21 protein-coding genes and 3 tRNA genes are annotated in these 25,627 nt (G+C 61.5%); 14 read left to right on the top strand and 10 right to left on the bottom strand.

Annotated elements, in window-relative coordinates:
* Positions 1-30: 30 nt before the first annotated feature.
* Positions 31-591 carry a single-stranded DNA-binding protein gene (locus OKW20_RS14155; protein ID WP_192446135.1) on the bottom strand — a complete coding sequence of 187 codons (561 nt, stop codon included), beginning with the start codon at positions 589-591 and terminating at the stop codon, positions 31-33.
* 279 nt (positions 592-870) lie between these two features.
* Here OKW20_RS14155 and uvrA point away from each other — a divergent pair, with 279 nt between their 5' ends.
* From uvrA to OKW20_RS14180, 5 genes are all read left to right on the top strand, one after another.
* Positions 871-3,792, top strand: coding sequence for an excinuclease ABC subunit UvrA (gene uvrA / locus OKW20_RS14160; RefSeq protein WP_429173082.1), 2,922 nt, complete (start codon positions 871-873; stop codon positions 3,790-3,792).
* A gap of 41 nt (positions 3,793-3,833) precedes the next feature.
* Positions 3,834-4,286, top strand: a complete 453-nt coding sequence (locus tag OKW20_RS14165) for a GNAT family N-acetyltransferase (protein ID WP_429173450.1) — start codon at positions 3,834-3,836, stop codon at positions 4,284-4,286.
* A gap of 43 nt (positions 4,287-4,329) precedes the next feature.
* The gene (locus tag OKW20_RS14170) at positions 4,330-5,133 is read left to right on the top strand and encodes a DUF72 domain-containing protein (protein WP_429173084.1); all 804 of its coding nucleotides are present in this window, start codon (positions 4,330-4,332) and stop codon (positions 5,131-5,133) included.
* 755 nt (positions 5,134-5,888) lie between these two features.
* A complete protein-coding gene (locus tag OKW20_RS14175) occupies positions 5,889-9,686 on the top strand; it encodes a vitamin B12-dependent ribonucleotide reductase (protein ID WP_043614260.1) in 3,798 nt (1,265 codons plus the stop codon).
* A 136-nt stretch (positions 9,687-9,822) separates the two neighbouring features.
* Entirely contained in the window at positions 9,823-10,251 is a 429-nt protein-coding gene (locus tag OKW20_RS14180; protein WP_429114400.1) for a GNAT family N-acetyltransferase, read from the top strand.
* A 136-nt stretch (positions 10,252-10,387) separates the two neighbouring features.
* Here OKW20_RS14180 and OKW20_RS14185 read toward each other — a convergent pair whose 3' ends face one another.
* A complete protein-coding gene (locus tag OKW20_RS14185; RefSeq protein WP_429173086.1) occupies positions 10,388-12,736 on the bottom strand; it encodes an ethanolamine ammonia-lyase in 2,349 nt (782 codons plus the stop codon).
* A gap of 150 nt (positions 12,737-12,886) precedes the next feature.
* Positions 12,887-13,912, bottom strand: coding sequence for an alcohol dehydrogenase AdhP (adhP, locus tag OKW20_RS14190; protein WP_429114403.1), 1,026 nt, complete (start codon positions 13,910-13,912; stop codon positions 12,887-12,889).
* A 380-nt stretch (positions 13,913-14,292) separates the two neighbouring features.
* Between adhP and OKW20_RS14195 the strand changes: the two genes are divergently transcribed.
* Positions 14,293-14,368 (top strand) — tRNA-Ala (locus tag OKW20_RS14195).
* Positions 14,369-14,519: 151 nt separating this feature from the next.
* Here OKW20_RS14195 and OKW20_RS14200 read toward each other — a convergent pair.
* Positions 14,520-15,122, bottom strand: coding sequence for a hypothetical protein (locus OKW20_RS14200; RefSeq protein ID WP_156134020.1), 603 nt, complete (start codon positions 15,120-15,122; stop codon positions 14,520-14,522).
* Between the two features lie 118 nt (positions 15,123-15,240).
* Entirely contained in the window at positions 15,241-15,969 is a 729-nt protein-coding gene (locus tag OKW20_RS14205) for a hypothetical protein (protein WP_429173089.1), read from the bottom strand.
* A gap of 273 nt (positions 15,970-16,242) precedes the next feature.
* On the opposite strand from OKW20_RS14205, the gene OKW20_RS14210 reads away from it, so the two are divergent.
* A complete protein-coding gene (locus tag OKW20_RS14210; protein WP_052201701.1) occupies positions 16,243-16,494 on the top strand; it encodes a hypothetical protein in 252 nt (83 codons plus the stop codon).
* A 236-nt stretch (positions 16,495-16,730) separates the two neighbouring features.
* On the top strand, positions 16,731-17,453 hold the full coding sequence (gene lexA, locus OKW20_RS14215; protein ID WP_043614246.1) for a transcriptional repressor LexA: 723 nt from the start codon (positions 16,731-16,733) through the stop codon (positions 17,451-17,453).
* Positions 17,454-17,538: 85 nt separating this feature from the next.
* Here lexA and OKW20_RS14220 read toward each other — a convergent pair whose 3' ends face one another.
* From OKW20_RS14220 to OKW20_RS14235, 4 genes are all read right to left on the bottom strand, one after another.
* A complete protein-coding gene (locus OKW20_RS14220) occupies positions 17,539-17,871 on the bottom strand; it encodes a hypothetical protein (RefSeq protein WP_156134018.1) in 333 nt (110 codons plus the stop codon).
* Between the two features lie 209 nt (positions 17,872-18,080).
* A tRNA-Cys gene (locus OKW20_RS14225) sits at positions 18,081-18,154 on the bottom strand.
* A 152-nt stretch (positions 18,155-18,306) separates the two neighbouring features.
* On the bottom strand, positions 18,307-19,041 hold the full coding sequence (locus tag OKW20_RS14230; protein ID WP_043614241.1) for a thermonuclease family protein: 735 nt from the start codon (positions 19,039-19,041) through the stop codon (positions 18,307-18,309).
* 215 nt (positions 19,042-19,256) lie between these two features.
* Positions 19,257-19,550 carry a hypothetical protein gene (locus OKW20_RS14235; RefSeq protein WP_043614612.1) on the bottom strand — a complete coding sequence of 98 codons (294 nt, stop codon included), beginning with the start codon at positions 19,548-19,550 and terminating at the stop codon, positions 19,257-19,259.
* Positions 19,551-19,709: 159 nt separating this feature from the next.
* Between OKW20_RS14235 and OKW20_RS14240 the strand changes: the two genes are divergently transcribed.
* The 5 genes from OKW20_RS14240 to OKW20_RS14260 all read left to right on the top strand — a co-directional run bounded on the left by OKW20_RS14240 (position 19,710) and on the right by OKW20_RS14260 (position 23,448).
* Positions 19,710-19,784 (top strand) — tRNA-Asn (locus OKW20_RS14240).
* A 98-nt stretch (positions 19,785-19,882) separates the two neighbouring features.
* The gene (locus OKW20_RS14245) at positions 19,883-21,346 is read left to right on the top strand and encodes a cryptochrome/photolyase family protein (protein ID WP_429114408.1); all 1,464 of its coding nucleotides are present in this window, start codon (positions 19,883-19,885) and stop codon (positions 21,344-21,346) included.
* Between the two features lie 61 nt (positions 21,347-21,407).
* On the top strand, positions 21,408-22,685 hold the full coding sequence (locus tag OKW20_RS14250) for a class I SAM-dependent methyltransferase (RefSeq protein ID WP_429114410.1): 1,278 nt from the start codon (positions 21,408-21,410) through the stop codon (positions 22,683-22,685).
* Positions 22,686-22,763: 78 nt separating this feature from the next.
* The gene (locus OKW20_RS14255) at positions 22,764-23,135 is read left to right on the top strand and encodes an SMR family transporter (RefSeq protein ID WP_429114412.1); all 372 of its coding nucleotides are present in this window, start codon (positions 22,764-22,766) and stop codon (positions 23,133-23,135) included.
* Positions 23,122-23,448, top strand: coding sequence for an SMR family transporter (locus OKW20_RS14260; RefSeq protein ID WP_043620407.1), 327 nt, complete (start codon positions 23,122-23,124; stop codon positions 23,446-23,448). The genes OKW20_RS14255 and OKW20_RS14260 overlap by 14 nt, the downstream gene beginning before the upstream one ends.
* Here the strand turns inward: OKW20_RS14260 and OKW20_RS14265 are convergent.
* Positions 23,436-24,278: an SDR family NAD(P)-dependent oxidoreductase gene (locus tag OKW20_RS14265; RefSeq protein ID WP_429114414.1), complete on the bottom strand. Its 843-nt coding sequence runs from the start codon at positions 24,276-24,278 to the stop codon at positions 23,436-23,438. The genes OKW20_RS14260 and OKW20_RS14265 overlap by 13 nt on opposite strands.
* 304 nt (positions 24,279-24,582) lie before the next feature.
* On the opposite strand from OKW20_RS14265, the gene OKW20_RS14270 reads away from it, so the two are divergent.
* Positions 24,583-25,623 (top strand): cysteine synthase A, encoded by a 1,041-nt coding sequence (locus tag OKW20_RS14270; RefSeq protein WP_429114417.1) that lies wholly within the window; start codon positions 24,583-24,585, stop codon positions 25,621-25,623.
* Positions 25,624-25,627 lie beyond the last annotated feature (4 nt).

The following is a 25,627-nucleotide window of genomic DNA, read 5'->3' on the forward strand; positions in this document are numbered from 1 at the left end:
GCGTTTTTCGTCAAAAGGATCCGCTTGCGATCAGAACGGGATATCGTCGTCCATATCGCGCGAGAAGCCGCCGCCCTGGCCGCCTTGACCGCCCTGGCCACCGCCCGAACGGCCACCGCCGGAGGACTGGCGCGGCTGGTCGTAATCGTCGTAACCGCCGCCGCCATAGTTGCCGCCGCCGCCGAAGTCGCCGGCTCCACCGCCGCCACCACGGCTAACACCGGAGCCGCCGCCTTCACCGCGACCGTCAAGCATGGTCAGCGTCGAGTTGAAGCCCTGCAGGACCACTTCGGTCGAATAGCGGTCGTTGCCGTTCTGGTCCTGCCACTTGCGGGTCTGCAGCGCGCCTTCGATGTAGAGCTTGGCGCCCTTCTTGACGTACTGCTCGACGACCTTGCAGAGGCCTTCGTTGAACACCACCACCTGGTGCCACTCCGTCTTTTCCTTGCGCTCGCCGCTGTTGCGGTCGCGCCAGGTTTCCGAGGTTGCGATGCGCAGGTTGGCGATCGGCCGGCCGTCCTGCGTGCGCCGGATTTCCGGGTCTGCCCCGACATTTCCGATCAAGATCACCTTGTTGACGCTTCCAGCCATGTTGCTTTTCCCGTGGTTTCACCGGACCAACGGCCCGGCTTGGAATTTCAAGAGCGCGCATCTTAGCGGTCAGAACCCGCCGATACGCCCCGCCTCACACATAATCCACAACAGTTTTGGTCGTTTTATGGATGTTTTGTTCTTTATTTGTTCTAGTATTTGGCTATGATCCTGTCAACCGACTCGAATTGGCCGCCTGTTTTGCCGATTGCGCCTCGACATGGGCGTTAGCGTCATTACATAGGGGGCTTTCAACCGACATGCAAAAGCTGGCTTCCGATGAGTGAACTCAAGACCATCTCCATTCGTGGTGCGCGCGAGCACAATCTGAAAGGCATCGACCTCGATCTGCCGCGCAACAAGCTGATCGTGATGACCGGCCTTTCCGGCTCGGGCAAGTCCTCGCTTGCCTTCGACACGATCTATGCCGAAGGCCAGCGTCGCTATGTCGAAAGCCTGTCGGCCTATGCGCGCCAATTCCTGGAAATGATGCAGAAGCCGGATGTCGACCAGATCGACGGCCTGTCGCCGGCGATCTCGATCGAGCAGAAGACGACCTCGCGCAATCCGCGCTCGACGGTCGGTACGGTCACCGAAATCTACGACTATATGCGTCTCCTCTTTGCGCGCGTCGGCGTGCCCTATTCGCCGGCGACGGGCCTGCCGATCGAGAGCCAGACGGTCAGCCAGATGGTCGATCGGGTGCTCGAATTCGGCGAAGGCACCCGCCTCTATATCCTTGCGCCGCTCGTGCGCGGCCGCAAGGGCGAGTACAAGAAGGAACTCGCCGAGCTGATGAAGAAGGGCTTTCAGCGCGTCAAGGTCGACGGCACCTTCTACGAGATCGCCGAAGTTCCGGCACTCGACAAGAAGTACAAGCACGACATCGACGTCGTCGTCGATCGCGTGGTCGTCCGCCCCGACCTCGCCTCGCGCCTTGCCGACAGCCTTGAGACCTGCCTGACGCTCGCTGATGGCCTTGCCGTCGCCGAGTTCGCCGACAAACCGTTGCCACCCGAGGAGACCGCTGCCGGCGGCTCGGCCAACAAGTCGCTGAACGAAACCCACGAGCGCGTGCTGTTTTCGGAAAAATTCGCCTGCCCGGTTTCCGGCTTCACCATTTCCGAGATCGAGCCGCGGCTGTTCTCGTTCAACAATCCCTTCGGCGCCTGCCCGACCTGCGACGGTCTCGGCAGTCAACAGAAGATCGACACGGCGCTGATCGTGCCGGAAGAGCACCGGACGCTGCGCGACGGCGCAATTGCGCCCTGGGCGAAATCCTCGTCGCCCTACTACAACCAGACTCTGGAAGCGCTCGGCAAGGTCTTCGGTTTCAAACTCGGCAGCCGCTGGAACGAGCTGTCCTCTGCCGCGCAGAACGCGATCCTGCATGGAACGGAAGAAAAGATCGTCTTCCATTATGAGGATGGCGCCCGCTCCTACAACACCACCAAGAATTTTGAGGGCATCGTGCCCAACCTCGAGCGCCGCTGGAAGGAAACCGACAGCGCCTGGGCGCGCGAGGAGATCGAGCGTTATATGTCGGCTGCGCCCTGCCCGGCCTGCGCCGGTTTCCGCCTGAAGCCGGAAGCGCTGGCGGTCAAGATCGACAAGCTGCATATCGGTCAGGTGACCGAGATGTCGATCCGCATCGCCCGTGACTGGTTCGAGGCCCTGCCGGAACGTCTGAATGCCAAGCAGAACGAAATCGCCGTCCGCATCCTGAAGGAAATCCGCGACCGGCTGCGCTTCCTCAACGATGTCGGTCTTGAGTATCTGAGCCTGTCGCGCAATTCCGGAACGCTTTCAGGCGGTGAAAGCCAGCGCATCCGGCTGGCCTCGCAGATCGGCTCGGGGCTGACAGGCGTTCTCTACGTGCTCGACGAGCCGTCGATCGGCTTGCATCAGCGCGACAACGCCCGCCTGCTCGACACGCTTCGGCATCTGCGCGACATCGGCAACACGGTGATCGTCGTCGAGCATGACGAAGACGCGATCCTGACGTCCGATTATGTGGTCGATATCGGCCCGGCTGCCGGTATCCACGGCGGCGAGGTCATCGCACAGGGGTCGCCATCGGACATCATGGCCAATCCGAAATCGCTGACCGGCAAATATCTGTCCGGCGAGCTTTCGGTCGCCGTTCCCGCGGAGCGCCGCAAGCCGAAGAAGAAAAAGGAAATCACCGTTGTCGGCGCCCGCGCCAACAACCTGAAGAACGTCACCGCCTCGATCCCGCTCGGCGTCTTCACCGCTGTTACCGGCGTCTCCGGCGGCGGCAAGTCGACCTTCCTGATCGAGACGCTCTACAAGGCCGCCGCCCGCCGCATCATGGGCGCGCGCGAAAACCCGGCCGAGCACGACCGCATCGATGGCTTCGAGCATATCGACAAGGTGATCGACATCGACCAGTCGCCGATCGGCCGTACCCCACGCTCAAACCCGGCGACTTATACCGGTGCCTTTACGCCGATCCGCGATTGGTTTGCCGGTCTGCCGGAGGCAAAGGCCCGCGGCTATCAGCCGGGCCGCTTCTCCTTCAACGTCAAGGGGGGCCGCTGCGAGGCCTGCCAGGGCGACGGCGTCATCAAGATCGAGATGCACTTCCTGCCGGATGTCTACGTCACCTGCGACGTCTGCCATGGCAAGCGCTACAACCGCGAAACGCTCGACGTGCATTTCAAGGGCAAGTCGATCGCCGACGTGCTCGACATGACCGTCGAGGAAGGCGTCGACTTCTTCGCCGCGGTTCCTTCGGTGCGCGACAAGCTCGTCACGCTCAACCAGGTCGGTCTCGGCTATATCAAGGTCGGCCAGCAGGCCAACACGCTTTCGGGCGGTGAAGCCCAGCGCGTCAAGCTCGCCAAGGAACTGTCGAAGCGCTCGACCGGTCGCACGCTCTATATCCTCGACGAGCCGACCACCGGCTTGCATTTCCACGATGTAGCCAAGCTTCTTGAAGTCTTGCATGAGCTGGTCAACCAGGGCAATTCGGTCGTTGTCATCGAGCACAATCTCGAAGTCATCAAGACCGCCGACTGGGTGATCGACTTCGGCCCTGAAGGCGGCGACGGCGGCGGCGAGGTCATCGCCAAGGGTACACCGGAAGAGATCGTGAAGGAGAAGCGGTCGTATACCGGCCAGTTCCTGAAGGAGCTGCTGGAGCGCCGCCCGATGAAAAAGGTCGAAGCGGCGGAGTAAATCAGCCGATCTGATCGGCGCGCTTTAGGAGTGTTGGCATGATGCGGCCTGCTCGTCTCGAAGATCTGGCCGCCGTGCAGAGCGTGACGGGGGCGGCCTATGAGCCCTATCAGGCGCTGCTTGGTGGGCCGCCGCTCCCGGTCACCGAAGACTACGCGCCTCGTATCCTTCGCGGCGAAGTCTGGCTTCGGGAGCGAAATGAGGCTGTGTCGGCGCTTGCCGTTGTCGAACGGCACGCCGATCACCTTATGATCTTCAGCCTCGCGGTTGCCCCGGCCTATCAGCGCCAGGGGCTCGGTATCGAATTGCTGCGCTTCGTGGATGCCAAGGCGGCCGAGTGGGGCTTGCCCGAGGTGCGGCTCTACACCAATTCACGCATGGAGCGAAACATTGCGCTCTATCGCGCCTATGGATTTCAAGAAACGGGTCGCCGACCCAATCCCTATCGTCCAGGGTGGACACTCGTGGACATGACGAAATCGATCAAAGAGTAAAAAAGTAGGCGGTCAAGCGATGGCCGTCGTTGAGGAGGATGGCATGGCAAAATCCGGAAAGATTCGCGTTGGTATCGGCGGCTGGACCTTCGAGCCCTGGGAAGGCACCTTCTATCCCGACACACTGGCAAAGAAGCGGCAGCTTGAATTCGCCGGCAAAGAGCTGCGGGCGATCGAGGTGAACGGCACCTATTACTCGTCGCAGAAGCCGGAGACCTTCGCCAAGTGGGCGTCGGAAGTGCCTGATGATTTCATCTTCTCCCTGAAGGCGAGCCGCTTCGTCACCAACCGCAAGGTTCTGTCGGAAGCCGGTGAATCCATGGAGCGTTTCCTGACGCAGGGCCTGACCGAGCTCGGCCCCCATCTCGGCCCCATCCTCTGGCAGTTCGCGCCGACGAAGAAGTTCGAGCCCGACGATTTCGAAGGCTTTTTGAAGCTTCTGCCGGAGAAACAGGACGGCTTGCCGCTGCGCCATGTGGTCGAGGTCCGCAACCCAACCTTCCAGTCTGCGGATTTTGTCTCGCTGCTGGAGAAATACGGCGTCGCCGTCGTGCTCGCCGAGCATGCGGACTATCCGATGATCGCCGATGTCACCGCCGATTTCGTCTATCTCCGCCTGCAGAAGGGCAGCGACGAGATCAAGACCTGCTATGCCGCCGACAAGCTCGACCTCTGGGCCGACCGCGCGAAGGCGTTTGCCGCCGGCGACGAGCCGAGCGGCCTTGAGAAAAGTACGCCTGGTCGCAAGGCCAAGAAGGAACCGCGCGACGTGTTCGCCTACTTCATCACCGAGGGCAAGGTGAATGCACCGAATGGCGCACGCGAGCTGCAAAAGCGCGTCGACTGACATCAGAGGGGCCAGATTGCGCGCATACGCGTCTGGCCCCGCTCGGGGCGCATCAGCGCCCAAGAGGCCTCCCACGCGTTGGTGTCGTAGGACGTCGCGCGACGGCGGCTGCGAAACCGATACCGGTGCTTACGGGACCGTTAAAAAACGAATCACTGCCCCACCCCATATCGCTTTCGCTGACGCAACCGAGCCTGCCGTAAGGGACACTTTTTATGCGGGTTTTTACCCGTCAAAATTTCGTTTGCGCGCCGACCGTTGCGTCAGTCTCACAGGCAACCTCCGGAAGTGCCTGATTTTCATGGCATTGGCCGATGTCCCCGTTTTCCACAGCTGACCCACACAACATCTAGCGCTCAAACTTCCGTCACAAACCACCCCTTGACGCCCCCGGACGATTCACGGTTAATGGATTTCACGTTGCAACGGCGGCGGACCGGATTGTTCAAGTCCCGGTTCCTCTCCCAAAATCGGCGGTTCTGAAAGGCGGCAGTCATGGATTTCACCATGGGGTCGCCCTGAGGATTTCTGTGCGATTTTTCGGGTCCACCGGGGCAATATTTGGCTGGCATGAAGAAGTTGTTGATACTATATTTAGTATTTGCAGCCAGCCTATCTCACAAGATACAGGGTCACCCAGCTATGGGTTTCTCTCCAAGGACGGAAGCTGAGACTGGCTGCGGGATGCCCCTCGCGGCCGGGCGGGGACAATTGCGCCTGTGGCGGGCGCTAGGCAACACGAAGGACCAGGGACAATGAAGATCGAACGTCGTTTCACGAAAGCCGGGCAATCCGCCTATGCGGAGATCGAATTCCGCAAGGCTACGAGTGAAATCAAGAACCCCGATGGTTCGATCGTTTTCCGCCTTGCCGATATCGACGTGCCGGCTCAGTTCAGCCAGGTTGCCGCCGACATTCTCGCGCAGAAGTATTTCCGCAAGGCCGGCGTACCCGCCAAGATGAAGCGCGTCGAGGAGAACGATGTCCCCTCCTTCCTCTGGCGCGCGGTTCCCGACACGGATGCGCTGAAGGCGCTGCCGAAGGATGAGCAATACGGTTCCGAAACCGATGCCCGCCAGGTCTTCGATCGCCTGGCCGGCACCTGGGCCTATTGGGGCTGGAAGGGCGGCTACTTCGACACCGAAGAAGACGCCTCCGCCTTCCAGGACGAACTTGCCTACATGCTCGCCACGCAGCGCGTCGCGCCGAACTCGCCGCAATGGTTCAACACCGGCCTGCACTGGGCCTATGGCATCGACGGTCCTGGCCAGGGCCACTTCTATGTCGACCCCTTCACCGGCAAGCTGACGAAGTCGAAGTCGGCTTACGAGCATCCGCAGCCGCATGCCTGCTTCATCCAGTCGGTCGGTGACGATCTCGTCAACGAAGGCGGCATCATGGATCTCTGGGTGCGCGAAGCGCGCCTGTTCAAGTACGGCTCCGGCACCGGCTCCAACTTCTCCTATCTCCGCAGCGAAGGCGAAAAGCTCTCAGGCGGCGGCAAGTCCTCCGGCCTGATGTCGTTCCTGAAGATCGGCGACCGCGCCGCCGGCGCGATCAAGTCGGGCGGCACCACCCGCCGCGCCGCCAAGATGGTCGTCGTCGACATCGACCATCCGGATATCGAGGAATACATCAACTGGAAGGTCAAGGAAGAGCAGAAGGTTGCCGCCCTCGTCACCGGTTCCAAGGTCGTCGCCAAGCATCTGAAGGCGATCATGAAGGCCTGCGTCAACTGCGACGGCACGGACGACGCCTGCTATGACCCGAAGCAGAACCCGGCACTGAAGCGCGAAATCCGCGCCGCCAAGCAGGCGCTGGTTCCGGAAAACTATGTCCAGCGCGTCATCCAGTTCGCCAAGCAAGGCTACAAGGACCTCGAGTTCAAGACCTACGACACCGACTGGGATTCGGAAGCCTACCTCACGGTTTCGGGCCAGAACTCCAACAACTCGGTCTCGATCAAGGACGACTTCCTGCGCGCCGTCGAAACCGATGGCGATTGGCACCTGACCGCCCGCAAGGACGGCCGCGTCATGAAGACGCTGAAGGCACGCGACCTCTGGGAATCGATCTCCTACGCCGCCTGGGCGTCGGCCGATCCGGGCCTGCACTTCAACACGACGATGAACGACTGGCACACGAGCCCCGCCGCCGGCCCGATCCGCGCGTCGAACCCGTGCTCGGAGTACATGTTCCTCGACGACACCGCCTGCAACCTCGCCTCCCTAAACCTGATGACGTTCAAGGACGCGGCGACCAAGCGCATCAACATTGCCGACTACGAGCACGCCGTCCGCCTGTGGACCATCGTTCTCGAAGTCTCGGTCATGATGGCGCAGTTCCCGTCCCGCGAGATTGCCGAGCTTTCCTACGAATACCGCACGCTCGGCCTCGGCTACGCCAATATCGGCGGCCTGTTGATGTCCTCGGGTATCCCCTATGACAGCGCCGAAGGCCGCGCCATCGCCGGTGCGCTGACCGCGATCATGACCGGCATCTCCTACGCCACCTCGGCCGAGATGGCCGAGAAGCTGGGTCCGTTCCCGGGCTTTGCGCCGAACCGCGACAACATGCTGCGCGTCATTCGCAACCACCGCCGCGCCGCCTATGGCGAGACGACCGGTTACGAAGCGCTGTCGGTCAACCCGGTTGCGCTCATCCATGGTGACAATCCGGACCAGGACCTCGTCATCCACGCCATGAGCGCCTGGGACAAGGCGCTGGAACTCGGCGAGAAGCACGGCTACCGCAACGCCCAGGCAACGGTTATCGCGCCGACCGGGACGATCGGTCTCGTCATGGACTGCGACACGACCGGCATCGAGCCTGACTTCGCTCTGGTGAAGTTCAAGAAGCTCGCTGGCGGCGGTTATTTCAAGATCATCAACCGCGCCGTTCCGGAAGCGCTTCGCTCGCTCGGCTACGGCGAGAGCCAGATCGCCGAGATCGAGGCTTACGCGGTCGGCCACGGCAACCTGAACCAGGCGCCGGCGATCAACCCATCGACGCTGAAGGCCAAGGGCTTCACCGACGAGAAGGTGGAAGCGGTCAACGCCGCTCTGAAGAGCGCCTTCGACATCAAGTTCGTCTTCAACCAGTGGACGCTCGGCGCCGACTTCCTGAAGGGCACGCTGAAGGTCACCGACGAACAGCTCGGTTCGATGGACTTCAACCTGCTCGACCACATGGGCTTCTCCAAGAAGGACATCGAAGCGGCGAACATCCACGTCTGCGGGGCGATGACGCTGGAAGGCGCACCGTTCCTCAAGAACGAGCACCTGCCCGTCTTTGATTGCGCCAACCCCTGCGGCAAGATCGGCAAGCGCTACCTCTCGGTCGAAAGCCACATCCGCATGATGGCGGCCGCCCAGCCGTTCATCTCGGGCGCCATCTCCAAGACGATCAACATGCCGAACGAGGCGACCGTCGAGGACTGCAAGAACGCCTACATGCTCTCCTGGAAGCTGGCGCTGAAGGCAAACGCCCTCTATCGCGACGGCTCCAAGCTGTCGCAGCCGCTGAACGCCTCGCTGATCGAGGACGACAAGGACGAGGATGCGCTGGAGGATCTGATCCAGGCGCCCGCCGCCGCCCAGGCCGTCACCATCACCGAGAAGATCGTCGAGCGTGTCATCGAGAAGGTGATCCGCGCCCGCGAAAAGCTGCCGAACCGCCGCCAGGGCTACACCCAGAAGGCCGTCGTCGGCGGTCACAAGGTGTATCTGCGCACCGGCGAGTTCGGTGACGGCCGCCTCGGCGAGATCTTCATCGACATGCACAAGGAAGGCGCCGCCTTCCGTGCGATGATGAACAACTTCGCGATCGCCATCTCGCTCGGCCTGCAGTACGGCGTGCCGCTCGAAGAATATGTGGAGGCCTTCACCTTCACCAAGTTCGAGCCGGCCGGCATGGTCCAGGGCAACGACGCGATCAAGAACGCGACGTCGATCCTCGACTACGTCTTCCGCGAACTGGCGGTTTCCTATCTCGGCCGTCACGATCTTGCTCACGTGGACACGTCCGATTTCGGCAACACCGCACTCGGCAAGGGCATCCAGGAAGGCAAGACCAACCTGATCTCGACCGGCTGGACCCGCGGCTACAAGCCGACGATCGTCGGCGGCACCGGCGAGCGGGCCTCCAGCGAGCCCAAGGGCTCGTCGACGGGTGCTCCCGCCCGCGCCTCCTCGGGCGCGACCGTGACGGCGATCGCCGGAAACACGGTGCGCAAGCTGGAAACGACGACCGCGATCGCCACCTCGGAAATCGTCGCTTTCAAGCGCGACTATGAAGAGCGGGCTGCGGAGCTGGCAGAAGAGATCGCCGACGAAGTCGAGCAGGAAGTCACCGCCCTCTTCTCCGACAAGGCGGCCGCCGAAGCGGCATCGGCCAAGTCGGATGCCAAGAAGGTGGAAGCCGAACGCCGCGCCCGCTCGATCATGCAGGGCTACACCGGCAACATGTGCACCGAGTGCCAGAACTTCACCATGGTGCGCAACGGCACCTGCGAGAAGTGCGACACCTGCGGTGCAACGAGCGGCTGCAGCTAAGCGGTCCGTCGTCGCTGACGACGTCCGAACGATAACGGCAATCATTGCCAACCCGAAGTTTTCTTCGGGTTGGATTGCTTTATAGAACAAAACAAGAATCTATAGGCCGAGCCACCATGCGACCGAGTTTCTAGCCATGCCCACCCCGATCATAGACATTATACTTGAAGACCCGAACCGGGATGACCTCAGTGGCATCGTCGCACCGCTCGACGCTTACAATGACGCCCATAGCGGCATGGCCGATCTGCCCGGTTTTGCCGTCGTGCTTCGCGATCCGGAGACGAAAGTCGCGACGGGTGGGCTCTATGCGACCGATGGATATGGCTGGGCCTTTATCCGTTACCTCGCCGTTCCCGATGAATACCGCGGCCAAGGCCTTGGCCGACGCCTGATCGAGGAAGCGGAGAAGATCGCGCGCCAGCGCGGCTATGTCGGCCTCTGGCTCGACACCTTCGAATTCCAGGCCCGGCCGTTTTATGAAAAGCTCGGCTTCGAGGTCTTTGGTGAACTCGAAGGCGGTGAAGGGGCGATTGCGCGCTACTTTCTGAAGAAGCGGTTCTGACGTCGGAAAGTCACGCCCCGAAGAAGCAACCGCGTTTTCTGCCCTCCGAAAGCAGCAGCATGCGGCGGCGACACGATGCACGACCGCCGACGCCACCGGACAGCGAGTGCCTTGTTGCCCTACAACGCGTTCAGGGTCACCCGAAGCGCCGGCTGCCGTTGACGTCCTTGCCGATGATCTCCCGGATAATGGTCAAGGTTTCCTTCGCCGCTTCTTTAGGTGCAAGTGCTGTGTCGGCGACGTTGCTGACCAGCTTCGTCATGTCGTGATCGATGTCCTTCTCCGCCCAACGCTTTCCTTTGGCGACGGTGATGTAGACGGAGTAGGCATGGTGCATGGTCCCGGGCCGCTCGCCGATGATGTGGAGAATTCCTCGAAAGGTGTTGGGATCGGCGTCGGCAAACAACGTCTCGCCGATCCTGTAGCCAGCCCGCACCCTGCCGCTGGTGACCAGGATGTTCTTGTCGCTCACCGAGACGCCGGCATCGCCGAGCAGCCTGCGCATTTCCTCCAGATAGGGCGAAAGATGGCCGTCATCCATGATGGCCTTGGCGTTCAGGCCATCTGAAATGACGATCTGGCCCTTGGGCATATCGCCTTTCCACGACGCCCTGATCGCTTCGATAGCCTTGATTGAGTCCGGGCTCAGCGTTTCACCGGTGGTCGGGTGCGCGATGTAGTCGTTCCGATCCTTGGACAGCGTGCGAACCGGGACGACGCTGGGCACGGCCGCAATGAAATCCGGCGTAAGTTCGGCCCAAAGAGAGAGTTTGGCGTCGTCGTAAAGACCCCTCACCTTCGTCGCGAGCGCCGGGTTGAGATCCCATATCTTCTCACCATGGCCCGTCGCCAGATCCACGCCCCTTGCCTCGACTTCCGTCATCAGCCGCCGACCCTCGGCGTAAACCTTCTCCTTCGGCCGCTTGTCCCCCTTGGCGAGGCGGTACTGGTAATAGACCCAGAGGGGATCGCCATAATTTGACGTGTAGGTGTTGTCCTTGCCGACTATTCCAAGTCGTTTGTAGAAATCCCACATCGCATCGTTGACCTTGAAGCCGAACTTATCCCTCACGCGCACGTGGTCCTGAAATGCGGTCGTGAGATAACTCAGCATCGGGTCGTTCTTGGTGGGCAGAGCAATCAGGTAGGCCGGGTTGGCCGGCATGATCTGGTCCTGGCACCAATCGAGATCGTCCAGGCTGACGGTCATGTGCAGGGTGGTGCAGATATCGAGGCCGATGGTCAGGCCGTGGAGCTTGCCCATCACCATGTCCTCGAGGCAGCACCGCACGAGTTGTTCCCGGCTCTTGAACACTTCAGGCCCAATAAAGCCGGCGACATCGTTGACATGCAGCCATGCGCCCTTCGGCTGCACTTTCGCAAGTTCCATGCCGATGGCCCGGCTGAACCCGTACTTCCGGGACTCAAGCACCATCATGTCGACACCGTTTGCCGCGCCGTTGGTGAATTCCGATCCTTGCCCGGTTTCGAAGTAGAGACCGTAGCGCTCCCCTGCCTTCGCGTTTGCATATTTCAGGATCTTCTCATTGGTGATGTCGAAGATCTTGTTGCAATCATCCGTACCGGCAAGGCTCTGGAACAAGGTGGAGACTGTGCTGGGAAAGTCCTCGCTGACCTCACCCTGGACGTCGATGTGGGCGAGCACGCACCACGGAATGACGTCTACCAGCTTGAACGTATCCACGATGTCTTTCAGCGCCCGCTCCACCGTGACCACGCTGTCGACGGTGCTGTCCACCGGGTTGGTACCGATGACGATATCTCCGGTCGCGTAGGAAAACGCGTCGAAGACCTGCCACATGATGTCGTCGGGATGGTCGGTCGGCGAATTCGGCTGGATCCGTGCGCCCATGTATCCCTTGGCCCCCAACTTGGTGCCGGGCATGACATTGAAGATCTTTTGGCTGACGGCGATCAGCTCGTCATTGCTCATCAGTTTCGGCACACAGCCGATGGTATCGCTGGTCAGGCCATACATGACGCCTTTGATCTCATCTTCCGATTTGGTCAGAAGAAATTCCTTCAGCTGGCCCATGGTCCAGTCCTTCAGCTTTTCCTGCTGGACCTTGTCGGTGGTCTGCCAGATCAGTCGTTGCAGATCGTCCTCAAACAGAGGGTGCCGATCGAGGTCTGCGATCTTCGTTCTTGCCAGGAGGCCTCGTGCGTTCGTTCGGGACGCGTCACTGTCCGCAGCCACACCGATTGTTTGGTCGCCTTCCTTGAAGGCATTCGCGCATCCCAGCACCTGCCGATAGGTCGTCTCGTCAAAGCCACCCTTGATCCTGCTGATATAGGCAAAGACGTCCTCATCCTGCTTCACCTCGTCGATTGCGAGGTTGCTTGCGCCCGCTGCGGCACGGGCGGCGTGACTATAGGCGGTCAGCGTGGCCGCTGCGGTCCCCGCCACCAGCAGGAGGTCGCGCCTGGACAGTGCATGCTGGTCTGAGAACATGCCTTTGCGCATTGCCATTTCCTTTCCGCAAAAGGTCTATCGGCATTTCGCCGGACGACTCACTGGCGACCGGCGATTGAAGGAAAGCGCACAAGAATAAATGCTCGACACGTGTCACTTGGGCATGGACCCGGTGAGCCTCGACCAACCAGGCCAAGTCGATTACTGCAGGCTCATCACGATGCGACCGTCGATCTTGCCGGCTTCCATGCGGCGGAAGATCTCGTTGATGTTCTCGAGGCTATCCCACGAGAAATGCGGCGCGACCTTGCCTTCGGCGGCGAATTGCAGCGATTCCTCCAGGTCCTGGCGGGTGCCGACGATCGAACCACGCACCGTGATGCGCTTCAGAACCGTTTCAAAGACCGGCACAGAGATCATGCCGGGGGGAAGGCCGACGAGCGCCATGGTGCCGCGCGAGCGAAGGAAGCCGAATGCCTGTTCCATCGCAGCCGGTGAGACGGCAGTCACAAGCGCGCCATGCACGCCGCCGGTAGCCTTGATGACCTGCTCGACCGCATCCTTCGCCTTGCCGTTGACCGTGATGTCGGCGCCCAGTTGCTTTGCCAACGCCAGCTTGTCGTCAAAAATGTCGGCGGCGACGACATGCATGCCCATCGCCTTGGCGTATTGCACGGCCATGTGGCCGAGCCCCCCGATGCCGGAGACTGCCACCCATTCGCCAGGACGGACTTCGGTCTCCTTCAATCCCTTGTAGACGGTCACACCCGCGCAGAGCACCGGCGCGGCAGGGCCGAACTCCAGCGCGTTCGGCAGGCTGCCGACGAAATCAGGATCCGCCAGTCCGTACTCCGCAAACGTTCCGTTGACCGAATATCCCGTGTTCGACTGGGCCGCGCACAGCGTCTCCCAACCCGTACGGCAATGCGGACAGTAGCCGCAGGCGCTGTGAAGCCAGGGAACGCCGACCCGGTCTCCCTCTTTCACTCTTTTGACGCCGGCGCCGACCGCCGAGACATAGCCGACGCCCTCGTGTCCGGGAATGAACGGTGGACTGGGTTTTACCGGCCAGTCGCCGTTTGCGGCATGGAGATCGGTATGACAAACGCCCGTTGCTTCGTATTTGACCAGGATCTGCCCCGGCTGCGGCGTGGGCACCGCCAATTCGTCGATCGTCAGCGGCGCGCCGAATTGCCGGACCACGGCCGCCTTCATCATCTGAGCCATTTGCCAATCCTCCTCCAATCGCCGGGCCACGGAGAGGTTTCTGATGGGAACAGCGGGCCGGCAGGGGCCTATCTCACATACGAAAATCGTGTAATTGGCGCGGGCATCATGGCGTTCACAACCGGTGCCCGGACGGCATTTCATGGTTGGCGTGTACCGCCGACACTTCAACGAGGCTCACGGAGCGCCATCGTCCGGTTGCAGGGTAAACCCGCCGGCAGAGTTCGACAATGGGTGGAGTTCAGAAGCGGTTCAGAGCCCGACGGCCTCGCTCCTCCTAGCCGGATCGAGCAACACTTATCGGGCAACGACGTTCGAGCGGGCGTGCTGGCGCGCGTCTATTGACAGGCTCGGCGGCCGTCGTGTTGACTGGATGGCACGGGGCCGTAGCTCAGTTGGGAGAGCGCCGCAATCGCACTGCGGAGGTCGAGGGTTCGACTCCCTTCGGCTCCACCAAGGCAAACAGAATTGAGCCAATTGCCGAAGCACTGGAGGAGTGGCTGATTTGTAATCAGCAGATCGCAAGTTCGAGTTTCTCTGGGGACACCACTCGTCCCGGCCACCGCCCGGCCTTCGCGCAACAACGCCCGCTCGCGCGCCCCTGTTTTCAGAGGCTAAACGGATCCCGTGCCGAGCGTTTTTCGCTCGGTGCATTGAACGGATCCGCCTTCTTCTCCTTGGACTTGCGGCCCTCGTCGGCGATGATCTCGTCGACTGCCTTCTGGCACTTCATCAGCTCTTCGGCTGCGGGGCCGGTGCCACGCAGGCTGAGATTGGCGATGACGCGATCTTCGAACGCGATGGCCAAGCCCCGCTTGCGCACGAAGCCCGTCAGGAACTCGGCGTCGGTCACGTTCACGAACAGAAACTTTCCGCTCGCGTCGCCAGCGGCGGTCGCCGAAGCGCTCCAGGGCTCGGTCTTGTCGAAGCGGAACGTCAGGTCGTATTCCTTGCCGACCTCGAGCGACCGCCAGTCGTCGCTGGCGAAGCTCATGTAGAGCGGCGACTCGGAGCCCTTGGGATAGAACCCGAGGCGCAAGGTGACGCCGCCGTCGAATTCCGACGAGATGAAGCAGGAGCCCTCCATCGAGGTGTCGGATGCAACGGTCCAACCGTCGACGTCCTTCCACTTGATGATTTCGGACTCCTCAGCCGCAGCCGATCCCGCGGCGATCAGACAGCTTACCAATCCGACCAGCAATCTACGCATGCAAAACCCCCGTTTGCCCGCATTTTGATAGGTCCCCGCGCCGCTGTCGAGGGTACCGAGCCCGATACCAGCAACATTTTAGGAATATTCACCTCTCTGCGGCAAGCGGACGCGCCCATCACATGGCAAAAGGATCTTTCGACGACTTGGTCTGGCCGCCACCGGCAAACGGATCGTTGTTCGGGGCAGTGCCACCGGCGCCAGCAAAGGGATCGTTCGCTGCCCCCTGCCCGCCATTCGGGATCAGGGCGCTCACCGCCTCCTGACATTTGAACATCTCGCTCACCGCCTTCATCGAATCGCGCAGGCTGAGGCTCGCGACGACGCGTCCCTCGAAGGCCAGCGCCAAGGTGTTCTTGCGAACGAATTCGGTAAAGAAGTCGGTGTTGGAAAAGTTGACGACGAGGGCCTTGGCGCCGGTAAGATCGACGCCGAACGCAACGGCCGGCCACTGGCGACCACGGTCGAGCTGCAGGGCGACGTCATATTCCCGCTGCGGCTCGATGGATTTCCACTCGGCATTGCCGATCGAAAGAAACGCCAGGTTCGCCGACCCCCGCGGATAAAACCCGATACGAAGGATCGCGCCGGCATCATAGCTCGTCGCGGCGTAACACGAGCCTCCAAGGGAAGGATCGGACCCCACCGTCCAGGCGTTGATCCGTTTCCAGATGTTCGAACGCCCTTCTTCAGCAGACGCCGCTCCGGCCGTGAGCAACAGACCGAGCACCACCAACGACAATCTACGCATGCAATTACCCCACTTTCCACGCAAAGTTATCTTTTTTTGACCTCCTGTCGAGACGGTGAAGCCCCTTCCTCGCAGGGATTTTTGCGCATCCCCCACCCCCGGCCCCAGAGCCGATAGTGCCGGTGCGTTCTTCGCCCGTCGCAAGAGGAACGGTCAAGATGAACTCGAGGTGCAGCGGCTGGCGCAAATCAGACACAGCCTGCAGGCAAAGAGCTGTTGAACACGGCAGAGTGATCGCCATGCTTGCTGGACTTCGGAACGAAAGCACGGTTCACATCGTTTCCCACCCTGTAGTGCCACCCCTTCATCAAGTGGACGTTCCCCGTGCTTGCCGCCCTGCTTCTCGCTTCGATAGTCGCATCGCCCAATATGCCTGACGTCAAGCTCAGCGCTGCGACGGTGGATGAACTCCAGACCGATTTCGAACGGGCCGTGCCGTGCCACCAGATCGATGGACGCAACGTGTGGAAGGGCGCGCTGGCGTTCTACATCCAGTCCTTCGTTTATGACGGCGACACGCCCGTCGCGACCGACGCGGCCGACGCGGTGCTTCCGGAAGACAACAGCGCAGAGACGGTGAAGGAGTTCGAGGACGCCTGCTCGACCTCGCAAGCGACCTAAATCTCTCCTCATAGAGCCCCGTGATTCGCTCGAATCAGCTGCGCGACTGGTGCCTGCCGGCGCGTTTTTGGCACGCACCGTCGCCGATAGGCGCCCTGCTCCCGCAAAAGTGACCGATCGACACCCGCAGAAGCGGCCAATTGCCTGAATTCACGGAATTTTAGGCACTTGCGGAACACATATGGAACAGATAGTGTCTGTTCTTGATTTGTTTCACGCCTCTGGAGCGACGTGCCATGCTGACCCGCAAGCAACAGGAATTGCTTCTGTTCATTCACGAACGCATGAAGGAGTCGGGCGTACCGCCGTCATTCGATGAAATGAAGGATGCGCTCGACCTGGCGTCGAAGTCCGGCATCCACCGTTTGATCACCGCGCTCGAAGAACGCGGCTTCATTCGCCGGCTGCCGAACCGGGCGCGCGCGCTCGAAGTCATCAAGCTTCCGGAAGCCTACGCCGCCGGCCAGCAGCAGCCGCGCAGAGGCTTCTCGCCGAGCGTGATCGAAGGCAGCCTTGGAAAGCCGCCGGCGGCCGCTCCTGCCGCGCCGAAGCCCGCCCCAGTTGCCGAAAGCACGTCAGTTTCCGTCCCGGTGATGGGGCGCATCGCTGCCGGCGTTCCGATCTCGGCAATCCAGAACAACACCCATGACATCACCGTGCCGCTCGACATGATCGGCAGCGGCGAACATTACGCCCTTGAAGTGAAGGGCGATTCGATGATCGAGGCCGGCATCTTCGATGGCGACACGGTGATCATCCGCAACGGCAACTCGGCCAATCCCGGCGACATCATCGTGGCGCTCGTGGACGACGAGGAAGCGACGCTGAAGCGCTTCCGTCGCAAGGGCGCGTCGATTGCGCTCGAAGCCGCCAACCCCGCCTACGAGACGCGCATCTTCGGACCGGATCGCGTGAAGATCCAGGGCAAGCTTGTCGGGCTGATCCGCCGCTACCATTGAGCTGCAGGCAGAACACCGGATCAAAAAAGAGCCTCGCCAAGGCAATTGGCGAGGCTCTTTCCATTTCGGGTGAAATCCAGATCGTCTATTCGTGGATCGTATATTCTCCGAGCTCGCAGAGATCCTGCGTGTCCTCGGTCGTATCGAGGGCCGAGCCCTCCTCGAATTCGAATCGCATGTCGTATTTGCAGACGTCCCGCCCGTCGGCAATGGTGATCTCCATGCTCTCGCCGGGGTTCAGGACCTGCCGACCGAAAACATCGTCTTCCCACTCATTGACGCCGACCGGTGACGTATAGAAGTTCGTCAGTACCACGCTGGTGTTGTTCTTCAGCTGGAAAACCAGGTCGTCAGCGTGCGCCTCAATAGCGGTCGCCGCAAAACACGCCAACGCCGTCAGGATCAGTCTCTTTTTCATTGATGCCATTGCCTCCGTTCTTAATGTTGACGGACGCTACCGATGCGGCTGATCTCAGCGGAGTCATCGTTCCCCCTCTACCGATTTCACCGAAGCGATAAGATCCGACGGAGGCATAGGAGACGTGGCTTGCGCGGACGTGGGGTCGCGAAACGACCCGCGCTGCCCTAAGGCAGAACGTCAAACCAATTCAAACGAGGTGAGATTTTTGGAGGCCTCGCCCGGAATTGAACCGGGGTACAAGGATTTGCAGTCCTCTGCGTCACCACTCCGCCACGAGGCCTCACAGCTCGGATAACCAAGCGTTGGCGCGGATTTAGAATGATTGCAGAAAAACCGCAAGAGGCATTTTCTGAAAAACGCGCCGTCGATTTGTTGGATAGATACTTTCCACAGAACGATCGCCGATGCCCGCCGATCGGCTCCCGGTTGATCTCAGCACCAGGGCGTCGGGCGTCCATCCCACGGGCGCACGAGCCCCTCGGAGACAAGCACGCGTCCAAGAGATTGATCGCCACGGGTAACCAGGCGCAGTTTTTCGCCGGCCTTGGCGTCTGATCGCCCGCCTGCCGAAACCAGCTTGAAGTCGCCCGCGTTCAGCAACTCGCGCAGGCGCTGCTTGGCGTAGAAGCCGCGCGAACGCTCCTTGTCGCAGCTTGCCTGGCGGATTCGCGGCGCATCGACGTCGGCGACACGGATCGTCTCGCCATGAAAGACGAAGGTGGAGCCATCGATCACGCAGTTGTCGTTGCGAATGCCGCAGAAATAAAACTGGTCGGTGCGGATGGACGCCGTCTTCACCTCTTCATTCGGCCGCACGACGGGGGTTGGCGGCGTGACGCCGACATTCACCGACGGCACCGGTGCGGCCAGGGCGACCTTCGTGACCGGGTCGGGCTTCGGATTAGGCTTGTGCCTGTCCGCCTGATGCGCGACGCGCTCCTGCGCTTCAGGAACGGCACGCGGAGGCTTCGGCTTCGTTTCCGTTCGCGACGCAAAAGCCACGACATCGGAAACCACGGGCCAGTGCCGCAACTCGGCGCGATGGTCATAGGCCATGACGCCGCCAAGGGTGAGCGCTGCGGCCAGATACCACGGCGCCATGCCGCCCTGCTTGCTGCTGCTTCTGCCCGAACTGCGGCGTCGACGTTTCGTAGTGGCTTTGGCCATCGGTCCCCATCCTGATTCGAGACCGCATTATGCGTTTGATGGGTTGCCGAAAAGTTTTCGAGGGTACCCCAACAGAGGGGAAGCCTGCGACGAACCGGTCATTCGCCCTGAGCATCACGGCGGTTCTTGAAATATTCGGGAATCGAACCGCGACCGCCCGAAGGACTGGGAACGGCCCCTGCCCGCAACAAGAGGAGCGGCAAACGGCGTTCGGCTCAGGAACCCTTCGAGGAATTGGTTTTCCCGCGCCAGCGCGCCCACCAGACGGCCAGGCGACGACGACGGCGGCGAACCGAGGGAATGTCGTGGGAAAGCACGATCAGGCCCAGCGGTATCATCCAGAAGCCCAGCACGGGCAGGAAGCCGAGAAAACCGCAGAACACCAGCAGCGAACCCAGCAGGATGCGCAAGAGCGGAGAGTCGGGCAGCGCGATGCGCCATTTGCCCAGCACGATCTGTCGTGTCTGCGGATCAATGCCGAAATGCATCTGCTTCCTGTTTTTATTCATCATTCCCTATCCGGCGTGTTTTCCCACAATTGGGGACTTCTCCACAGCCTCGCAACGGAACTTGTCATTTTTTTTGAAAAAAGCGCTTGGCAAATCAGAAAAGCATGCGTATTAGCAGCCTCACTTCTGAAGCGCACAGCACAACAGCGGCGCGGATGATCCCTGGTAGCTCAGCGGTAGAGCATTCGACTGTTAATCGACAGGTCGCCGGTTCGAATCCGGCCCGGGGAGCCACTTTCTAAAAGAGCCATTTGCAGCGATGCGAATGGCTCTTTTTCATTTTGCACCTATGTTCCCTGGGTGATCAATCCCCAACCTCCCGATGGTTCTCCATGACAAAGGCCGCGGCGCCGCCCATCATCGTCTGGTTCCGCAAGGATCTTCGCCTGGCCGACAATCGCGCCCTTTCGGCCGCTGCCGGCGAAGCCGCCGTCATTCCCCTCTATATTCGCGAACCCGCCGACAGCGGCAACGGTCCGCTCGGCGCGGCTCAGGAGTGGTGGCTGCACCATTCGCTTGAAGCTTTGGGCGCAAGTCTTACCGAGTGCGCTTCAAGCCTCGTTCTTCGATCAGGCACGCCGCTGGACGTGATCGTCGAGATCGCGCGCGCAAGCGGCGCGGAGCGCATCTACTGGAACCGCCGCTACGACCCGAGCGGCATCGCCACGGATACCGCGCTTAAGAAGGCGCTGGCCGAACGGGGCATCACCGCCGAGAGCTTTGCAGGACAGTTGCTGCACGAGCCCATGCGGCTGCTGACGACCACGGGCGGCCCCTACCGCGTGTTCACGCCGTTCTGGCGCGCGCTCGAGCTGAAAAACGAGCCGGCACCGCCGATCGACCGGCCGCACCATATTGCAGCACCGGAAACCTGGCCGCGATCGGAGCGCCTCGACGACTGGTCGCTGTTACCGACAAAGCCGGACTGGGCAGCAACATTCAGCGAGGTCTGGACGCCGGGCGAAGACGGCGCGGCCACCCGCCTCGAAGAATTCATCGACGAAAAGCTCGACGCCTACAAACGTCGCCGCGACTTTCCCGATGCGGATGGCACATCCCTGCTCTCGCCCCATCTGGCGTTTGGAGAAATCTCGCCGGCGCAGGCCTGGCATGCGGCAGCCGGCCCCCAGGCCGACAGCGGCGAAGGGGCCGCCACCTTCCGCAAGGAGCTCGCCTGGCGCGAATTCTCCTACCATCTGCTGTTTCATTATCCTGAGCTCCCCCGCCGCAACCTCGACCGTCGATTCGACCGCTTCCACTGGCTGAACGACGAGGACAATTTCACCGCCTGGACCAAGGGCCTCACCGGATACCCGATCGTCGATGCCGGCATGCGCCAGCTGTGGCGTCACGGCTACATGCACAATCGCGTCCGCATGATCGTCGCCTCCTTTCTCATCAAGGACCTGCTCGTCGACTGGCGAAAGGGAGAAGCGTGGTTCCGTGACACGCTAGTCGACGCGGATCCGGCCAACAATGGCGCAAGCTGGCAGTGGGTCGCCGGATCGGGCGCGGACGCCGCACCGTTCTTCCGGATCTTCAATCCGCTGCTGCAGGGCGAAAAATTCGACCCCGATGGTCTCTATGTGAAGCGCTTCGTGCCGGAACTGGAGCGCCTTTCCCCGCGCTATGTCCATCGCCCCTTCGCAGCGCCCGCCACAGCCCTTGCGGAAGCCGGCATCGAACTTGGTACGACCTATCCCAAACCGATGGTCGACCATGCCGTTGCGCGGGATCGGGCACTGGCGGCTTTCCGGCAAGTCACAGGCGCGCCGGGAGATTCCGAGGGCCCATAGACCCTCCGGTAGAATTCCTCAGTTGGCGTCTTGCCCGATTGCGGCTAGGCTCACCTTACGGATGCAACAGCTGAGGGGGTGGTGTGTGCGTAACCTGGAAGCCGATTTTGCTGCATTTTCCGATGCGGTGGAGCTATCTTCCGACAACCTGGCGACGGCCGTGCGGGATTTTCCGCTCAAGGCGCGCATGGTGCTTGGCGCCTTGGTGCACCTTCAGGTGGGAACGCTGATGCTCGCCACGCCAGATGGTCGCCGGCTGGTGATCAAAGGCGCCAGGGCCGGCCCCAGCGCCATCCTCAATCTCAACAACTGGAACCTGCCCCAGCGCGCCATTTCAGGCGGCACCATCGGGGCCGCGGAAAGCTACATCGACGGCGACTGGGACAGTCCCGATGTCGGCGCCTTTCTCGAACTCTTCCTCGTCAACGCCGAAATCGGCAATAATTTCCCGAACCGCGCGCGCGGACTTCTGCGCCTCTTCGACAAGTTCCTGCACTGGCGCAATGCCAACACCCGCTCCGGCGCCCGCCGCAACATCCAGGCCCACTACGACCTCGGCAATGCGTTTTACAGCGAATGGCTCGATCCGAGCATGACCTATTCGTCCGCGCTCTACGCCACCGGCGCCAACGATCTCCGCTCGGCGCAGAAAGCCAAGTACCGCGCGCTGGCCGAGGCGACGAATCTGCGTGCCGGCGACCACGTGCTCGAGATCGGTTGCGGCTGGGGCGGCTTTGCCGAGTTCGCGGCAGCGGAAATCGGCTGCAAGGTCACCGGGCTGACGATCAGCCGCGAGCAACTGGCCTTCGCCCGCGAGCGCATGCAGCGGGCCGGCCTTGCCGACCGTGTCGAACTGAAGTTCCAGGACTATCGCGAGGAAACAGGCACCTATGACCGCATCGTCTCGATCGAGATGTTCGAGGCGGTCGGCGAAAAATTCTGGGCAACCTATTTCTCGCAGCTGAAGCGGTGCCTGAAACCCGGCGGCAAGGCCGGACTGCAGATCATCACGATCAAGCCCGAATCCTATGAGGAGTATCGCTCCAATCCGGATTTCATCCAGAAATACGTCTTCCCAGGCGGGATGCTGCCGACGCGCGAGCATCTGGTCGAGCTTGGCCGCAATGTCGGCCTGCGGATGATCAACGACTTCGGCTTCGGGGTAGACTATGCCCGCACGCTCGGCGAATGGCGGGAGCGGTTCTGGGCGGTCTGGAACCGGATCGAGCCGCTCGGCTTCGACCTGCGCTTCAAGCGGCTGTGGGAGTTCTACTTCTACTATTGCGAGGCCGGGTTCCGCGCCCGCAACATCGATGTCCGGCAGATCGTCTTCGAGTGAAGCGTACGCCGCGTCTTTACCGCGTCACCCGTAGCGCTTAAGAGGCGGTCGATCCAAGTTTCTGTTCAAAGGTACAGCATGCGTCTTGCATGGTTTTTCCTCGCGCTCGCCATCGCGACCGAAGTGGTGGGCCTGACGGTGATGAAGGCCGCTTCCGAAAGCGGCTCCTACCTCGGCCACATCGTCATGTATGTCTCGATCGCGCTCTCCTACGTCTTCCTGGCGAAGGCCGTGAAGACGATTTCGGTCGGCGTCGCCTACGCGATCTGGGAAGGTTCGGGGGTCGCCATCATCACACTGGTTTCGGTTTTCGTCTTCGGCCATGTGCTGACCGGACGCGAAATGCTCGGGCTTTCGATGGCGATCGTCGGCATCCTGCTCGTCAATGCAGGCGAGTATCATGAGGAAAACGAAGCAGCGCGTGAAGGAGCCGCCGATGAGCGCGCCTAGCATCTACTTCGTTCTCGCGGTCGTGGCCGGCATCCTCGATATTGGGGCCAACCTTGCATCGACGAAATCGGAGGGGTTCGCCCGCCGTGGCTGGGGCATTCTCTCGATCCTGCTGGTGCTCGCCGCCTTTGCCTTCCTGGCGGAAGCCACCAAGGGCATGGAGCTCGCCATTGCCTATGCCGTGCTTGGCGCAACCGGGATCTTCGGGACGGCCATCTGTGGCCGTTTCCTGTTCGGCCAGAAGCTGAAGCCGATCGGCTGGGTCGGGCTGGCGCTCATCTTCGGCGCTGTGCTGGTGCTTCACACCGCCTGACGCGGGTGCCCGCCGGGTCCGGCGTGCTTCTTGCCTTCCATGGCCTCCGCCTTGCCGCGGGTCAGCCAGCTCAACACGCGGAAATAGAGGCTGTAGGGCAAAAGATCCATGAGCTTCACCGCGTAGGCAAAGCGGCGCGGGAAGGCAATCTCGAACCGTCGCGACTTCAGGCCGGCGACGATACGCCTTGCCGCCTCCTCGCTGGTCACCGGTGCTGGTCTCAGAAATCGGATATGTGCGGTCCCGGGCGTATCGACGAAGCCGGGGCTGATGATCTGCAGCCTGATACCGAGCCGGTCCAGATCGAACTTCAGGCTTTCAGCCATATTGATCAGCGCGGCCTTGGTGGCGCCATAGGCGGCACTGGTCGGCAATCCGCCATAGCCGGCCACCGACGAGACGATGGCGATGTGTCCGTACCCCTGCGCCTTCATGTGCTCCACCGCCGGCAAGAGACAGTTGACGACGCCGTTGAGGTTGACGGCAAAGCTCTTCTCGAAGGCCTCGCGGTGAAGCTCGTCTCCCCGCACCGGCAGCGCGACCCCGGCGTTCAGCACCACGAGAGACAGATGCCCGTGATCGTATTCGATCGCCGCCATCACCCGCTCCATGTCGGCGGGGTCGGTGACATCGCCGTCGAGCACGGTGATCCGCCCTTCACTTGCCGCTTCATGCTGCAGATCCACGAGCCTGTCGTGGTTTCTCGCCGTCACGACGACGGAGTAGCCTTCGCGCACCAGCGCAAGCGCCAGTGCCCGCCCGGTTCCCGAGCTTGCGCCCGTTACCCAAGCCAGTTTCTGTTCCGATTTCGTAGATTGAATACTCATCACTCACTCCTCGGCACGCGCCGGGAAACACGTACGCATCTCCTTCTGTGGGCGAAAAATGACTTGCCCGGCCCTTCTTCGCGGCAGCGCTCCTTGCCGCCGGCTCTCGCCGTCCCTGGAGACGATTTTTGTTCGGGACAGAGCGACGGCGAAACGCTATTTCTTGCCTGAAGTGCAGGCTGAGCCGAAAACACGCCAACATTTCGGCGGTCCCGGAACGTTGTCGATATTCGCCGCCCGCCGTTCGTTTTTACCTGGTACGTGCCGCCTTGCCGCGGTGCCTGTCTTCAAACACGAGGTTCTGAAAATGGCCATTCTCCCGTCCGTGCTCGAAGCAATCGGAAACACGCCCCTGATCCGGCTGAAATCCGTTTCCGACGCGACAGGCTGCACGATCCTCGGCAAGGCCGAGTTTCTGAACCCCGGACAATCGGTGAAGGACCGGGCGGCCCTTTCGATCATCCGCCATGCGGAACGCACCGGGCAGTTGCGGCCGGGCGGCGTCATCGTCGAAGGCACGGCCGGCAACACCGGCATCGGGCTGGCGCTCGTCGGCCAGGCACTCGGCTACCGCACCGTCATCGTCATCCCGGAAACACAGAGCCAGGAAAAGAAGGACGCCCTGCGGCTGCTTGGCGCCGAGCTCGTCGAAGTGCCGGCCGTTCCCTATAAGAACCCCAACAACTACGTGAAAATTTCCGGCCGGCTCGCCGAGCAACTGGCCAAGTCCGAGCCGAACGGCGCGATCTGGGCCAACCAGTTCGACAACGTTGCCAACCGCGACGCCCATGTGGAGACCACGGCGCCCGAGATCTGGCGCGACACGGATGGCAAGGTCGACGGCTTCATCTGCGCCGTCGGCTCCGGCGGAACACTAGCCGGTGTCGCGCAAGGGCTGAAGGCGAAGAACCCGGCGATCAAGATCGGCCTTGCCGATCCGCAAGGGGCCGCACTCTACAATTTCTACACCAATGGCGAACTGAAGTCCGAGGGAAGCTCGATCACCGAAGGCATCGGCCAGGGCCGCATCACCGCCAACCTCGAAGGCTTCACGCCCGACTTCTCCTACCAGATCCCCGATTCGGAAGCGGTGCCGTACGTCTTCGATCTGATCGAGCGGGAAGGCATCTGCGTCGGCGGCTCGACGGGCATCAACATCGCCGGCGCGGTGCGGCTCGCCAAGGATCTCGGACCGGGACATACGATCGTGACGATCCTGTGCGACTATGGTAACCGCTATCAGTCGAAGCTCTTCAACCCGGACTTCCTCGCCTCCAAGGGGCTGCCGGTGCCAACGTGGTTGAAGACGGCTTCCAACATTGCAGTGCCATACGAATCAGTTGGATAGGAAT

It is taken from the genome of Ensifer sp. LBL, assembly GCF_050435225.1.
In the GTDB taxonomy this organism is placed as follows: domain Bacteria; phylum Pseudomonadota; class Alphaproteobacteria; order Rhizobiales; family Rhizobiaceae; genus Ensifer.